Genomic DNA, 12859 nt, shown 5'->3' with positions numbered 1-12859 from the left:
CGGTGCCACAGGCCGGAAACGCGCCCTCCCTACCTTCGGGACCAGCCACTCAAAGCGCGACCGAGCCCCGAAGACCGTGGAGGCGTCATGACAGCCCCTAGCACAGCCCCCGCCGAGAGCAGGGGAGGCCGCTGGATCGACCACTGGGACCCCGAGAACGAGACCTTCTGGAACGAGAAGGGGGAGAAGATCGCCCGGCGGAACCTGCTCTTCTCCGTCCTCTCCGAGCACATCGGGTTCTCGATCTGGACCCTGTGGTCCGTGATGGTGCTCTTCATGGGGCCGGAGTACGGGCTCACTCCCGCGGACAAGTTCTTCCTCGTCGCCATGGCGACCCTGGTCGGCTCGATCGTGCGCGTGCCGTACACCTTCGCTGTCGCCCGCTTCGGCGGCCGGAACTGGACCATCATCGCGGCGAGCGCACTGCTCATCCCCACCATCGCCGCGTACCTCGTGATGGAGCCGAGCACCTCGTACTCCACCTTCATGATCTGTGCGGTGCTCGCGGGCGTCGGCGGCGGCAACTTCGCCTCCTCCATGACCAACATCAACTCCTTCTTCCCCCTGCGGAAGAAGGGCTGGGCCCTCGGCCTCAACGCCGGCGGCGGCAACATCGGCGTGCCCGTCGTGCAGCTCATCGGCCTCGCTGTCATCGGAGCGAACGGCGGCCCGCGCCTGCTGCTCGGGATCTACATTCCCTTCATCATCGTCTCCGCCGTCTGCGCCGTCCTCTTCATGGACAACATCTCGTCCGTGAAGAACGACACCGGCGCCGCCAAGGAGGCCGTGAAGGACGCGCACACCTGGATCATGTCCTTCCTCTACATCGGCACCTTCGGTTCCTTCATCGGCTACAGCTTCGCCTTCGGCCTCGTCCTGCAGACCCAGTTCGGCCGTACGCCGCTGCAGGCGGCCTCGATCACCTTTATCGGCCCGCTGCTGGGCTCCCTGATCCGGCCCGTCGGCGGCTGGCTCGCCGACCGCTACGGCGGCGCGAAGATCACGCTGTGGAACTTCGTCGGCATGGCCGCCGCGACCTCGGTCATCATCGTGGCCTCGATGCAGAAGTCGCTGCCGCTGTTCACCACCGCGTTCATCGCCCTCTTCGTGCTGACCGGCCTCGGCAACGGCTCGACGTACAAGATGATCCCCGGCATCTTCCAGGCGAAGGCCGCCGCCAAGGGGCTCACCGGTGAGGAGGCCGCGTCCTACGGCCGCCGCCTCTCCGGTGCCTCCATGGGCCTCATCGGCGCGGTGGGCGCGCTCGGCGGCCTCGGCATCAACCTCGCCTTCCGCCAGTCCTTCCTCACCGTGGGCTCCGGCACCGGCGCCTTCATCGCCTTCCTCGCCTTCTACGGCGCCTGCTTCGCGGTCACCTGGGCCGTATACCTTCGCCGCCCGGCCGCCTCGGAGACGAACGCCACAGCGACCTCGGAGGCAAAGCCGCAGCTCAGCTACGCGGAGGTGTGACGTAACACCGCTGACATGAAGCCGAACCGAGCCTGTCACGCACCGTTGACAGGCTCGATCGGCATGCAGGTGTACCCACCAAGGGTGCGATCAGGAGCCGCTCCCGGCCAACCCCGGTGGAACCACCTGGCGCAGGCACCACAACTCGAGTGCGGGACGAGAGTTATGTACGACGAACAGCAGCAATCCGACCATGGGCCCCTCGCGGGGTTCACCGTGGGCGTGACCGCCGCGCGCCGCGCCGACGAGCTCGGGGCCTTGCTCCAGCGGCGCGGCGCCGCCGTGCTGCACGCCCCTGCCCTGCGCATCGTGCCACTGGCCGACGACAGCGAGCTGCTCGCCGCCACCAAGGAGATCATCCAGCGGACGCCGGACATCGTGGTCGCCACGACCGCGATCGGCTTCCGGGGCTGGATCGAGGCCGCCGACGGATGGGGGCTGGGCGAGGATCTGCTGGAACGGCTGCGCGGGGTGGAGATCCTCGCGCGCGGACCGAAGGTCAAGGGCGCGGTACGGGCCGCCGGGCTGACGGAGGACTGGTCGCCGTCCAGCGAGTCCATGGCCGAGGTACTGGACCGGCTGCTGGAGGAGGGCGTCGACGGGCGACGGGTCGCCATCCAGTTGCACGGTGAGCCGCTGCCCGGGTTCGTGGAGGCGCTGCGGGCCGCGGGAGCGGAGGTGCTCGGGGTCCCCGTCTACCGGTGGCTCCCGCCGGAGGACATCGGCCCGGTCGACCGCCTGCTGGACGCGACGGTCTCCCGCGGCCTGGACGCCCTCACCTTCACCAGCGCCCCGGCCGCGGCGTCCCTGCTGTCGCGGGCCGAGGAGCGCGGGCTGCTTCCCGAAGTGCTCGCCGCCCTCTACCACGACGTCCTCCCGGCCTGCGTCGGCCCGGTCACCGCGCTGCCCCTGCAGGCACTCGGCGTCGACACGGTCCAGCCCGAGCGGTTCCGGCTCGGTCCGCTGGTCCAGCTGCTGTGCCAGGAGCTGCCCGGCCGGGCCCGGTCGCTGCCGATCGCCGGGCACCGGGTGGAGATCCGCGGGCACGCGGTCCTGGTCGACGGCGCACTGCGCCCCGTGCCGCCCGCGGGCATGTCCCTGCTGCGCGCCCTGTCCCGCCGACCGGGCTGGGTGGTACCCCGCGCGGAGCTGCTGCGCGCGCTGCCGGGAGCGGGGCGGGACGAGCATGCCGTGGAGACGGCGATGGCGCGGCTTCGTACGGCCCTGGGGGCGCCGAAGCTGATCCAGACGGTGGTGAAGCGGGGGTACCGGCTGGCGCTGGATCCGGCGGCGGACACGAAGTACGCGGACGTGTGAGCCGTCCGCGGCGGAATCCGCCCGCGGCGGAACCGCTGATCGATGCGGCCGCCCCCGCCGCCCAGACGGGCTGAGTGACGCCAACCGCCGGTACGAGGGGTTCCGGCTCCGCCACCGGGCAGGCACTGTTAGAGGGAATGCTTCTCCAGCTCTTCTCCAAGCTCTTCTCCCAGCCCTCTCACAGCACCTCACCGACCCCTGATGACCGGGGTGACCCCTAGGCGGTGACAGGCACATGGCACTGGGTACGGTCACGGACGCGTACGAACTGCGGTTCGACGCCGGGCGGACCTGTCTGGATCTCCTCGCGACCACGCACCCCGAGGAACGGTTCGACTCCGTCGAGGTGTTGCGCGCCTGGATCATCGGCGCCGGGCTCGTCCCGCCGGGCACCCCGCTGTCCCACGCCGACGGCTCCTGGCTCGTCGAGTTCCGCGAACTGCGTGGACGTATCGGACAGTTGGTGCGATGGGGGTCCCCCCGCTCGAGCGCAGCCGAGAGTGGGGGAGGACTCGCCCCCGCGCCCTGGCCGTCGTACGACATCGCGCTCGGCCGCGTGAACGACACCGCCCGCACCGCGCCTCCGGCCCCCCGTGCCGTACGGGGTGAAGACGGCACCCTCGTGAGGGAGTTGGATCATCCGCCCGAGTGCGCCGCGCTGCTCGGCGCCCTCGCGCGGGACGCCGTGGAACTGCTCACCGATCCGGTCGCGCGGGCCGGGCTGAGGGAGTGCGAGGGCGACAACTGCCCGATCGTTTATCTCGATTCGTCCCGGGGGCGCAGGAGGCGCTGGTGCTCCAGTGAGGTCTGCGGGAATCGGGAAAGGGTCGCCCGGCACCGTCGTCGCGCGGCCCTCGCCCGCGCCTGACGGTCCGTTATGTCGCTTCTATGGAGCGGCCATCGAAGTGATTTCGATTACATGTCGTTTACCTACGGACCCGTAGGGAAGCGTCGACTCGATCTTGCCAATGTGGTGGAAATGTAAAGATCGCACGGTGGGAATGTGCTGTCATGTCCCGCTCGTCACGTCACTCCGAAGAAATCTGTCGCCTCGCTTTGAACACGCAACGGGCGCCTTCCGTACGGGTAGTCGAGCGACCGACTGGGGGAACCCCCGGACATCGGAGGTGGGCGTGCGCAAGGATTCCGTCGTGGCCAATGAACGTGGATCGAGGGCCCGACATCGCATGTCCCAGCCCTCGGAACCTGATGAGGAGCTGATGCGTGCGCTGTACAGAGAGCATGCCGGACCCCTCCTTGCGTATGTCCTTCGACTGGTCGCCGGTGATCGGCAACGAGCAGAGGACGTCGTGCAGGAGACGCTCATCCGTGCCTGGAAGAACGCCGGACAGCTCAATCGAGCGACCGGATCGGTACGCCCCTGGCTGGTGACGGTCGCCCGGCGCATCGTCATCGACGGCCACCGCAGCCGGCAGGCCCGGCCGCAGGAGGTCGATCCGTCGCCGCTGGAGGTCATCCCCGCGGAGGACGAGATCGACAAGGCGCTGTGGCTGATGACGCTGTCGGACGCACTCGACGACCTGACCCCCGCCCACCGGGAGGTCCTCGTGGAGACGTACTTCAAGGGGCGTACCGTCAATGAGGCGGCCGAGACGCTGGGCATACCCAGTGGCACCGTTCGCTCACGGGTCTTCTATGCCCTGCGGTCGATGAAGCTGGCTCTGGAGGAGCGGGGGGTGACGGCGTGATGAGTGTTTACGGGGGAAACCAGGGATTCGGGATGGGCGGTTCGGGTATGTCTGGACCCATGCAGGGACATCCGGTTCCGAGCGAGCACGAGACCGTCGGTGCCTACGCCCTCGGGATTCTCGACGACGCCGAGGCAACCGCTTTCGAAGCCCACCTCGCGACCTGCGAATGGTGCGCCCAGCAGCTGGACGAGCTCGCCGGAATGGAGCCGATGCTGGCCGCGCTCGCGGACCTGCCCGGTGCCGGTACGCCCGCGATCGGCGACTCCCTGTCGGCGAAGCCCAGCCCGCGTCTGGTGAACAAGCTCGTCGACGAGGTCGCCGAGCGACGCGCCCAGAAGCGCCGGCGCAGCTTCTACATGGTGGCCGCGGCGGCCGCGCTGATCGTCGGCGGTCCGTTCGCCGCGGTGGCGGCGAGCGGCGGCGACTCCGAGAGCGGCGGCACCAGCCAGACCCTCGCGGCGAACCCCGCCAAGGATCTGTTCAAGAGCATCGAGGACAAGGTCACGGGCACCGACCCGTCGAGCAAGGTCACCGCGACCGTCGCCATGCAGGAGAAGGCGTGGGGCACCGAGACGGCCCTTGAGCTCGGTGGCGTCAAGGGTCCGCTCAAGTGCTCCATGATCTTCGTCAGCAAGGACGGCGAGCGCGAGACGGCGGCCTCCTGGTCCGTCCCGAAGTGGGGCTACGGCATCCCGGACGCCAAGACCGAGCAGGCCAGGAACCCTCTCTACGTCAGCGGCGGCGTCTCCATGGCCCCCGACGACGTCGACCACATCGAGATCATGACTTTCGACGGAAAGAAGCTGGCCGACGTCGACGTGTAGTCGCCGTAGCTTTTACGGGTCCCCTTCGCGTACGGTTGACGGCTGCCCAGCACGTCAGAAGGGGGCCCGGTGGCCGCTCAGGCTCAGCAGGAAACCGCGCTCGAAGACTCCCTGAGAGACCGAGAGATCGGCGTCGAACAGGAACACCTGGACCGGGTGTACCAGCGGCTCGAGGAGAAGATCCACGAGGCAGAGTTCCTCATGAACGACGCGGCCAAGCGTGGCCAGGTCGGTACACCCGGCGCGCTCGCCGAACGGGACGCACAGGTCTTCCGGGCGGGGGTCCACCTCAATCGGCTCAACAACGAGTTCGAGGACTTCCTCTTCGGCCGTATCGACCTGCTGCGCGGGAAGGACGGCAAGAAGGGGCCCGACGGCGCCTACACCGCCGTCGAGCCCGCCGAGGGGGCCGTGCGGGACGACAACACCGCCGACATCGCCGAGACCCTGCACATCGGCCGCATCGGCGTGCTCGACCAGGACTACGCCCCGCTGGTCATCGACTGGCGGGCCCCGGCCGCGGCGCCCTTCTACCGCTCCACTCCGGTGGATCCGGGGCGGGTCGTACGGCGCCGGGTCATCCGCTCCAAGGGGCGCCGGGTGCTGAGCGTCGAGGACGACCTCATGCGCCCCGAGCTCAAGGCCTTCCTCGACGGTCACGAACTGCCCGTCATCGGCGACGGCGCCCTCATGGCCGCGCTCGGCCAGGCCCGCAGCCACACCATGCGGGACATCGTGGCGTCCATCCAGGCCGAGCAGGACCTGGTGATCCGCGCCCCCGCAGCCTCGGTGACGTACGTCGAGGGCGGCCCCGGCACCGGCAAGACCGCCGTGGCCCTGCACCGCGCCGCCTACCTGCTCTACCAGGACCGGCGCCGGTACGCGGGCGGCATCCTGATCGTCTCGCCGACCCCGCTGCTGGTGGCGTACACCGAGGGCGTGCTCCCGTCGCTGGGCGAGGAGGGCCAGGTCGCCATCCGTGCGATCGGCTCGCTCGTCGACGGCGCCGAGGCCACGCTGTACGACTCCCCGTCCACGGCCCGCGCCAAGGGCTCGTACCGCATGCTCAAGGTGCTGCGGAAGGCCGCCCGTGGGGCCCTGGAGCTGAACGATTCGCCGACCCGGCTCAGGGTCGTCGCCTTCGGCCGCCGGCTCGAACTGGAAGCGGCCGAGCTGGGACGGATCCGCCACAACGTCCTCGGCGGTACGGCACCCGTGAACCTGCTGCGCCCGCGCGCCCGCAAGCTGCTGCTCGACGCCCTGTGGGCGCAGTCGGGCGGCGCCACCCGCCACTCCGATCCGGAGCTCGCCGCCGAGCTGCGCTCCTCCTTCGACGAGGACGTCACCTCGGAGGACAGCTTCATCGCCTTCCTCGACGGATGGTGGCCGGAGCTGACCCCGAAGGCCGTGCTGGAGGCGATGGCCGACGAGCGGCGGCTCGGCCGCTTCGCTCGCCGGATCCTCAACCCCGGCGAGGTGCGCAAGGTGGCCCGCTCGCTCAAGCGGGACGGCCACTCGGTGCACGACATCGCCATGCTCGACGAGCTCCAGGCGATCGTCGGCACCCCGGCCCGCCCCAGGAAGAAGCGCGAGCTGGACCCGCTCGACCAGCTCACCGGCCTGGAGGAGCTGATGCCGGTCCGCGAGGAGTCGCAGCGCGAGCGCGCCGAGCGGCTGGCGGCCGAGCGCACCGAGTACGCCCACGTCATCGTCGACGAGGCGCAGGACGTCACGCCGATGCAGTGGCGCATGCTCGGCCGCCGCGGCCGGCACGCCACCTGGACGATCGTCGGCGACCCGGCCCAGTCCTCCTGGTCCGACGTCGACGAGGCGGCCCAGGCCCGCGACGAGGCGTTGGGCTCCCGCCCGCGCCGGGGCTTCCAGCTCACCGTGAACTACCGCAACCCGGCAGAGATCGCCGAGCTGGCGGCGAAGGTGCTGGCCCTGGCCATGCCGGGCTCGACCTCGCCGTCGGCCGTCCGCTCCACCGGCGTCGAGCCACGTTTTGTGACAACGAACAAGGGACAGAGCACGGTCGTAGGGGACTCACTCGCGCACACCGTCCGCGAGGAGGCCGCCCGGCTGCTCGACCGCGTCGACGGCACGGTCGGCGTCGTCGTCGCCATGCAGCGGCGCGAGGAGGCCGCCAAGTGGCTCGCCGGGCTCGGCGACCGGGTCGTGGCGCTCGGCAGCCTGGAGGCGAAGGGGCTGGAGTACGACGCGACGGTCGTCGTCTCCCCGGCGGAGATCGCGGACGAGTCCCCGGCCGGCCTGCGGGTGCTGTACGTCGCCCTGACCCGGGCGACCCAGCAGCTCACCGTGGTGTCGGGGGAGCGGGACGAGCCGGACGCGACCGGGGTGCCGGACCTGCTCAGAGATTGATCGGGATGAACTGCCGGTGCGGGAATGGCCTTACGGGATCTGTTTGTTAGCCTGGGTGTGGCACCGGCTCGATCCAAGCCCCCGGGCCCAACCTTCGTCGCTACGAGCGACCACTTGCCGCGAGGCGAGCATGGCGGGTCGGTGTCATGAACGTTGAAGAGACCCACGTCACGATGTGACGTGGGTCTCTTTTCATGCGAAGACGTGGCGAACAATACGTTCGCAATTCAAGCCCGGCTAACTCCTACTCAGCGGTAGGTGCGACGATCGGACGGCATCCAGCGTCACACGGTGAAAGCAGAGGAAGTCGGCCATGGCAACGGCGCCCAGCGTCTCCTACTCGATGACGGTCCGGCTGGAGGTGCCCGCGAGCGGAACCGCGGTCTCCCAGCTCACCGGAGCCGTCGAGTCCCACGGAGGCTCGGTGACCGGCCTCGACGTGACCGCCTCCGGCCACGAGAAGCTCCGCATCGACGTCACCATCGCCGCGACCTCCACGGCGCACGCCGACGAGATCGTCGAGCAGCTCCGCGGCATCGAGGGCGTCACGCTCGGCAAGGTCTCCGACCGTACGTTCCTGATGCACCTCGGCGGCAAGATCGAGATGGCGTCCAAGCACCCCATCCGCAACCGTGACGACCTCTCGATGATCTACACGCCGGGCGTGGCCCGCGTCTGCATGGCGATCGCCGAGAACCCCGAGGACGCCCGCCGCCTGACCATCAAGCGCAACACCGTTGCGGTTGTGACGGACGGCTCCGCGGTGCTCGGCCTCGGCAACATCGGTCCGATGGCAGCCATGCCGGTCATGGAGGGCAAGGCGGCCCTCTTCAAGCGCTTCGCCGACATCGACGCCTGGCCGATCTGCCTGGACACCCAGGACACCGACGCGATCGTCGAGATCGTCAAGGCGATCGCCCCCGGGTTCGCCGGCATCAACCTCGAGGACATCTCCGCCCCGCGCTGCTTCGAGATCGAGGCGCGGCTGCGCGAGGCCCTCGACATCCCCGTCTTCCACGACGACCAGCACGGCACGGCGATCGTCGTCCTGGCCGCCCTGACCAACGCACTTCGCGTTGCGGGCAAGGCGATCGAGAACATCCGCGTCGTTATGTCCGGCGCCGGCGCGGCCGGTACGGCCATCCTCAAGCTGCTGATCGCCGCGGGCGTGAAGAACGCCGTCGTCGCCGACATCCACGGCGTCGTGCACGCCGGCCGCGAGGACCTGCGGGACGCCCCCGCCGACTCGCCGCTGCGCTGGATCGCCGACAACACCAACCCCGAGGGCCTGACCGGCACCCTGAAGGAGGCCGTGCGCGGCGCGGACGTCTTCATCGGCGTCTCGGCCCCGAACGTCCTGGACGGCGACGACGTGGCCGCCATGGCCGACGACGCGATCGTGTTCGCGCTCGCGAACCCGGACCCCGAGGTGGACCCGGCAATCGCCCGTCAGACGGCCGCAGTTGTGGCCACGGGCCGCTCCGACTTCCCGAACCAGATCAACAACGTGCTGGTCTTCCCGGGCGTCTTCCGCGGTCTGCTGGATGCGCAGTCCCGCACGGTCAACACCGAGATGATGCTCGCGGCCGCGAAGGCGCTGGCGGATGTGGTGACCGAGGACGAGCTGAACCCGAACTACATCATCCCGAGCGTCTTCAACGACAAGGTCGCGGGTGCGGTGGCCGGCGCGGTGCGGGAAGCGGCGAAGTCCGCCAGCGCCGTGGCGTCGGTCGAGTAGTCACCCGCGTCTAATCACCCGCGTCACGATCGGCCTCGGGGCGGGCGTCGCCGGGGGCTGCTGCCCCCGGACCCCGCTGCGGCCCGAAAGTGTGTGGCGGCTGTGAGGATCGCCACGGCAAGCCCTTGTAACGGCGCGTCGTGGAACCAAGGGCCTCCAGCCGCCGTTTATCGTGACGCGAACGCTCAGGCCCTCTCTTCGTGTGACTCCCAAGGGTGTTCTCACGACTCCTCCGGGTGCCGGATTGGCTTTCCCGCCGCAGGTAGGGGCAGGATGCGTCACTGGGCGCGCGAGGGTCTGACGACGGACCCGGGTCCGGGGACTGTCCGAGGACCCTGGCAGCATCGGCTTAGCTGTGCCCAATATGCGGCTCCGCCGCGGGGCACGCCTCAACAGCAAGAAGAACACGGGAGTAACAACATGAACCGCAGTGAGCTGGTGGCCGCGCTGGCCGACCGCGCCGAGGTGACCCGCAAGGACGCCGACGCCGTGCTGGCCGCGTTCGCCGAGACCGTCGGCGAGGTTGTCGCCAAGGGCGACGAGAAGGTCACCATCCCTGGCTTCCTGACCTTCGAGCGCACCCACCGTGCCGCTCGCACCGCGCGCAACCCGCAGACCGGCGACCCGATCCAGATCCCGGCCGGCTACAGCGTCAAGGTCTCCGCGGGCTCCAAGCTCAAGGAAGCCGCCAAGGGCAAGTGACCCTGCCTGTCGTACGCACAGGACGGCGTACGAGGCCCTTCTAGGGCCCAGTAACGCAATGGGGCGGCCCTCCTTCACCGGAGGGCCGCCCCATCGTCGTATCTACGACCGAGCCGTGGCCGACTGGCCGAGCGCCTTGCCCGGCAACTCGACCTTCGCGCCGAGCTCGACCAACTTCTCCATGCTGTGCCTATCCGGGGGGTGACCCCCGGACCCCCAGCCGAGAGCGGTGTTGGGCTGGGCCGGAGCCGAGAGCGGCGGTCAGCCGAGCGCCTTGCCCGGCAACTCGACCTTCGCGCCGAGCTCGACCAACTTCTCCATGCTGTGCCTATCCGGGGGGTGACCCCCGGACCCCCAGCCGAGAGCGGTGTTGGGCTGGGCCGGAGCCGAGAGCGGCGGTCAGCCGAGCGCCTTGCCCGGCAACTCGACCTTCGCGCCCAGCTCGACCAACTTCTCCATGCTGTGCCTATCCGGGGGGTGACCCCCGGACCCCCAGCCGAGAGCGGTGTTGGGCTGGGCCGGAGCCGAGAGCGGCGGTCAGCCGAGCGCCTTGCCCGGCAACTCGACCTTCGCGCCCAGCTCGACCAACTTCTCCATGAAGTTCTCGTAGCCGCGGTTGATGAGGTCGATGCCGTGGACCCGGGACGTGCCCTGGGCCGCCAGGGCCGCGATCAGGTACGAGAAGCCGCCGCGGAGGTCGGGGATGACCAGGTCGGCGCCCTGGAGCTTGGCGGGGCCCGAGACGACCGCGGAGTGCAGGAAGTTGCGCTGGCCGAAGCGGCAGTCGGAGCCGCCCAGGCACTCGCGGTAGAGCTGGATGTGAGCGCCCATCTGGTTCAGGGCGGAGGTGAAGCCGAGGCGGGACTCGTAGACCGTCTCGTGGATGATGGACAGGCCCGTCGCCTGCGTGAGGGCCACGACCAGCGGCTGCTGCCAGTCCGTCTGGAAGCCGGGGTGCACGTCCGTTTCGAGGGCGATGGACTTCAACTGGCCGCCGGGGTGCCAGAAACGGATGCCCTCGTCGTCGATCTGGAAGGCACCGCCCACCTTCCGGTAGGTGTTCAGGAACGTCATCATCGAGCGCTGCTGGGCGCCACGGACGTAGATGTTGCCCTCGGTGGCCAGCGCCGCGGACGCCCACGAGGCGGCCTCCAGGCGGTCCGGCAGGGCCTTGTGGTTGTAGCCGCCGAGCTTGTCCACACCGGTGATGCGGATCGTGCGGTCGGTGTCCATCGCGATGATGGCGCCCATCTTCTGCAGCACGCAGATGAGGTCCTCGATCTCCGGCTCCACGGCCGCGTTCGAGAGCTCGGTGACGCCTTCCGCGAGGACGGCCGTCAGCAGCACCTGCTCGGTCGCGCCGACGGACGGGTACGGCAGCCGGATCTTCGTGCCGCGCAGCCGCTGCGGAGCCTCCAGGTACTGCCCGTCCTCCCGCTTCTCGATCCGCGCGCCGAACTGCCGCAGCACCTCGAAGTGGAAGTCGATGGGCCGGCCGCCGATGTCGCAGCCGCCGAGGCCGGGGATGAACGCGTGCCCGAGGCGGTGCAGCAGCGGGCCGCAGAAGAGGATCGGGATACGGCTGGAACCCGCGTGGGCATCGATGTCAGCGACGTTCGCGCTCTCCACGTGCGAGGGGTCCATCACCAGCTCGCCGGGTTCCTCACCCGGGCGGACCGTCACCCCGTGCAGCTGCAGCAGACCGCGTACGACGCGCACGTCACGGATGTCCGGCACGTTGCGCAGTCGACTCGGCTCACCGCCCAGCAGAGCGGCGACCATCGCCTTCGGTACGAGGTTCTTCGCACCGCGGACACGGATCTCGCCCTCCAGCGGGGTTCCGCCGTGGACAAGCAGGACATCGTCGTTGACGGTCATGTATCTCGCGTTCCGATGAGTTGGGCAGGGGCCAGGAGGGAAAGGGTAATCGCCGTCGCCCCCCCTTCAGTAAGCCCAAGGACGGCTCAGGATCGTCATAGCTGTGTCACAACACGAACCGTTCCCCGCCGGGCACAAACGGTCACCATGGCGGCCGTGCGCCCGTGGCGCTCCTTTCCGCCCTGAGCTGCATTCACTCCCGAACCGGCATTGCCTCCCCACATGAAGGGAAGATGCGGGATCATGTCTGGCATGACCGAGGTGTCCTCGCTCACAGGACGGCTGCTCGTGGCAACGCCCGCCCTGGCGGACCCGAACTTCGACCGCGCGGTGGTGCTCCTTCTCGACCACGACGAGGAGGGCTCCCTCGGTGTCGTCCTCAACCGTCCGACCCCCGTGGACGTGGGTGACATCCTGGAGGGCTGGGCGGACCTCGCCGGCGAACCAGGCGTCGTCTTCCAGGGCGGGCCGGTGTCCCTCGACTCGGCGCTCGGCGTCGCCGTCATCCCCGGCGACGCGTACGGCGAGAGCGCCCCGCTCGGCTGGCGCCGGGTGCACGGCGCGATCGGGCTCGTGGATCTGGAGGCGCCGCCGGAACTGCTCGCCTCGGCCGTCGGCAGCCTGAGAATCTTCGCCGGGTACGCGGGCTGGGGCCCCGGCCAGCTGGAGGACGAGCTGGTCGAGGGCGCCTGGTACGTCGTCGAGTCCGAGCCGGGAGACGTCTCCTCGCCCTCGCCGGAAAGACTCTGGCGCGAGGTCCTGCGCCGTCAGCGCAACGAGCTCGCGATGGTGGCCACGTACCCGGACGACCCTTCGCTCAACTGATGCCTGTGAGC

At 69.6% G+C, this 12859-nt stretch carries 10 protein-coding genes; 9 read left to right on the top strand and 1 reads right to left on the bottom strand.

Going from position 1 to position 12859, the window contains the following annotated elements; all coding sequences use genetic code 11:
- Positions 1–87 precede the first annotated feature (87 nt).
- The 8 genes from PBV52_RS17640 to PBV52_RS17605 all read left to right on the top strand — a co-directional run bounded on the left by PBV52_RS17640 (position 88) and on the right by PBV52_RS17605 (position 10145).
- Positions 88–1470, top strand: a complete 1383-nt coding sequence (locus tag PBV52_RS17640) for a NarK/NasA family nitrate transporter (protein ID WP_274239330.1) — start codon at positions 88–90, stop codon at positions 1468–1470.
- Positions 1471–1635: 165 nt separating this feature from the next.
- Positions 1636–2787 (top strand): uroporphyrinogen-III synthase, encoded by a 1152-nt coding sequence (locus tag PBV52_RS17635; protein WP_274239329.1) that lies wholly within the window; start codon positions 1636–1638, stop codon positions 2785–2787.
- 235 nt (positions 2788–3022) lie between these two features.
- A complete protein-coding gene (locus PBV52_RS17630) occupies positions 3023–3655 on the top strand; it encodes a CGNR zinc finger domain-containing protein (RefSeq protein ID WP_274239328.1) in 633 nt (210 codons plus the stop codon).
- Positions 3656–3974: 319 nt separating this feature from the next.
- The gene (locus tag PBV52_RS17625) at positions 3975–4496 is read left to right on the top strand and encodes a sigma-70 family RNA polymerase sigma factor (protein ID WP_010039908.1); all 522 of its coding nucleotides are present in this window, start codon (positions 3975–3977) and stop codon (positions 4494–4496) included.
- Positions 4496–5323 carry a zf-HC2 domain-containing protein gene (locus PBV52_RS17620; protein WP_274239327.1) on the top strand — a complete coding sequence of 276 codons (828 nt, stop codon included), beginning with the start codon at positions 4496–4498 and terminating at the stop codon, positions 5321–5323. The genes PBV52_RS17625 and PBV52_RS17620 overlap by 1 nt, the downstream gene beginning before the upstream one ends.
- Before the next feature lie 69 nt (positions 5324–5392).
- Positions 5393–7705 (top strand): UvrD-helicase domain-containing protein, encoded by a 2313-nt coding sequence (locus tag PBV52_RS17615; protein WP_274239326.1) that lies wholly within the window; start codon positions 5393–5395, stop codon positions 7703–7705.
- 313 nt (positions 7706–8018) lie between these two features.
- Positions 8019–9443, top strand: coding sequence for an NAD-dependent malic enzyme (locus tag PBV52_RS17610; protein ID WP_274239325.1), 1425 nt, complete (start codon positions 8019–8021; stop codon positions 9441–9443).
- A gap of 420 nt (positions 9444–9863) precedes the next feature.
- Positions 9864–10145 carry an HU family DNA-binding protein gene (locus PBV52_RS17605; RefSeq protein ID WP_007498188.1) on the top strand — a complete coding sequence of 94 codons (282 nt, stop codon included), beginning with the start codon at positions 9864–9866 and terminating at the stop codon, positions 10143–10145.
- 537 nt (positions 10146–10682) lie between these two features.
- On the opposite strand, the gene murA is transcribed toward PBV52_RS17605, so the two are convergent.
- Positions 10683–12023, bottom strand: a complete 1341-nt coding sequence (gene murA / locus PBV52_RS17600; protein ID WP_274239324.1) for a UDP-N-acetylglucosamine 1-carboxyvinyltransferase — start codon at positions 12021–12023, stop codon at positions 10683–10685.
- Positions 12024–12275: 252 nt separating this feature from the next.
- Between murA and PBV52_RS17595 the strand changes: the two genes are divergently transcribed.
- Positions 12276–12848: a YqgE/AlgH family protein gene (locus tag PBV52_RS17595; RefSeq protein ID WP_274239323.1), complete on the top strand. Its 573-nt coding sequence runs from the start codon at positions 12276–12278 to the stop codon at positions 12846–12848.
- The last annotated feature ends 11 nt before the right edge of the window (positions 12849–12859 follow it).

Origin of the sequence: Streptomyces sp. T12, assembly GCF_028736035.1 — a bacterium.
In the GTDB taxonomy this organism is placed as follows: domain Bacteria; phylum Actinomycetota; class Actinomycetes; order Streptomycetales; family Streptomycetaceae; genus Streptomyces.
Note: the sequence above shows the minus strand (reverse complement) of the source record. Positions and strands in the feature narration are given on the sequence as shown.

What these genes read in the sequence shown, in the direction of transcription:
- PBV52_RS17640 (WP_274239330.1), top strand. Translation starts at nt 88, where the DNA reads ATGACAGCCCCTAGCACAGCCCCCGCCGAGAGCAGGGGAGGCCGCTGG.
- PBV52_RS17635 (WP_274239329.1), top strand. Translation starts at nt 1,636, where the DNA reads ATGTACGACGAACAGCAGCAATCCGACCATGGGCCCCTCGCGGGGTTC.
- PBV52_RS17630 (WP_274239328.1), top strand. Translation starts at nt 3,023, where the DNA reads ATGGCACTGGGTACGGTCACGGACGCGTACGAACTGCGGTTCGACGCC.
- PBV52_RS17625 (WP_010039908.1), top strand. Translation starts at nt 3,975, where the DNA reads ATGTCCCAGCCCTCGGAACCTGATGAGGAGCTGATGCGTGCGCTGTAC.
- PBV52_RS17620 (WP_274239327.1), top strand. Translation starts at nt 4,496, where the DNA reads ATGAGTGTTTACGGGGGAAACCAGGGATTCGGGATGGGCGGTTCGGGT.
- PBV52_RS17610 (WP_274239325.1), top strand. Translation starts at nt 8,019, where the DNA reads ATGGCAACGGCGCCCAGCGTCTCCTACTCGATGACGGTCCGGCTGGAG.
- PBV52_RS17605 (WP_007498188.1), top strand. Translation starts at nt 9,864, where the DNA reads ATGAACCGCAGTGAGCTGGTGGCCGCGCTGGCCGACCGCGCCGAGGTG.
- murA (WP_274239324.1), bottom strand. Translation starts at nt 12,023, where the DNA reads ATGACCGTCAACGACGATGTCCTGCTTGTCCACGGCGGAACCCCGCTG.
- PBV52_RS17595 (WP_274239323.1), top strand. Translation starts at nt 12,276, where the DNA reads ATGACCGAGGTGTCCTCGCTCACAGGACGGCTGCTCGTGGCAACGCCC.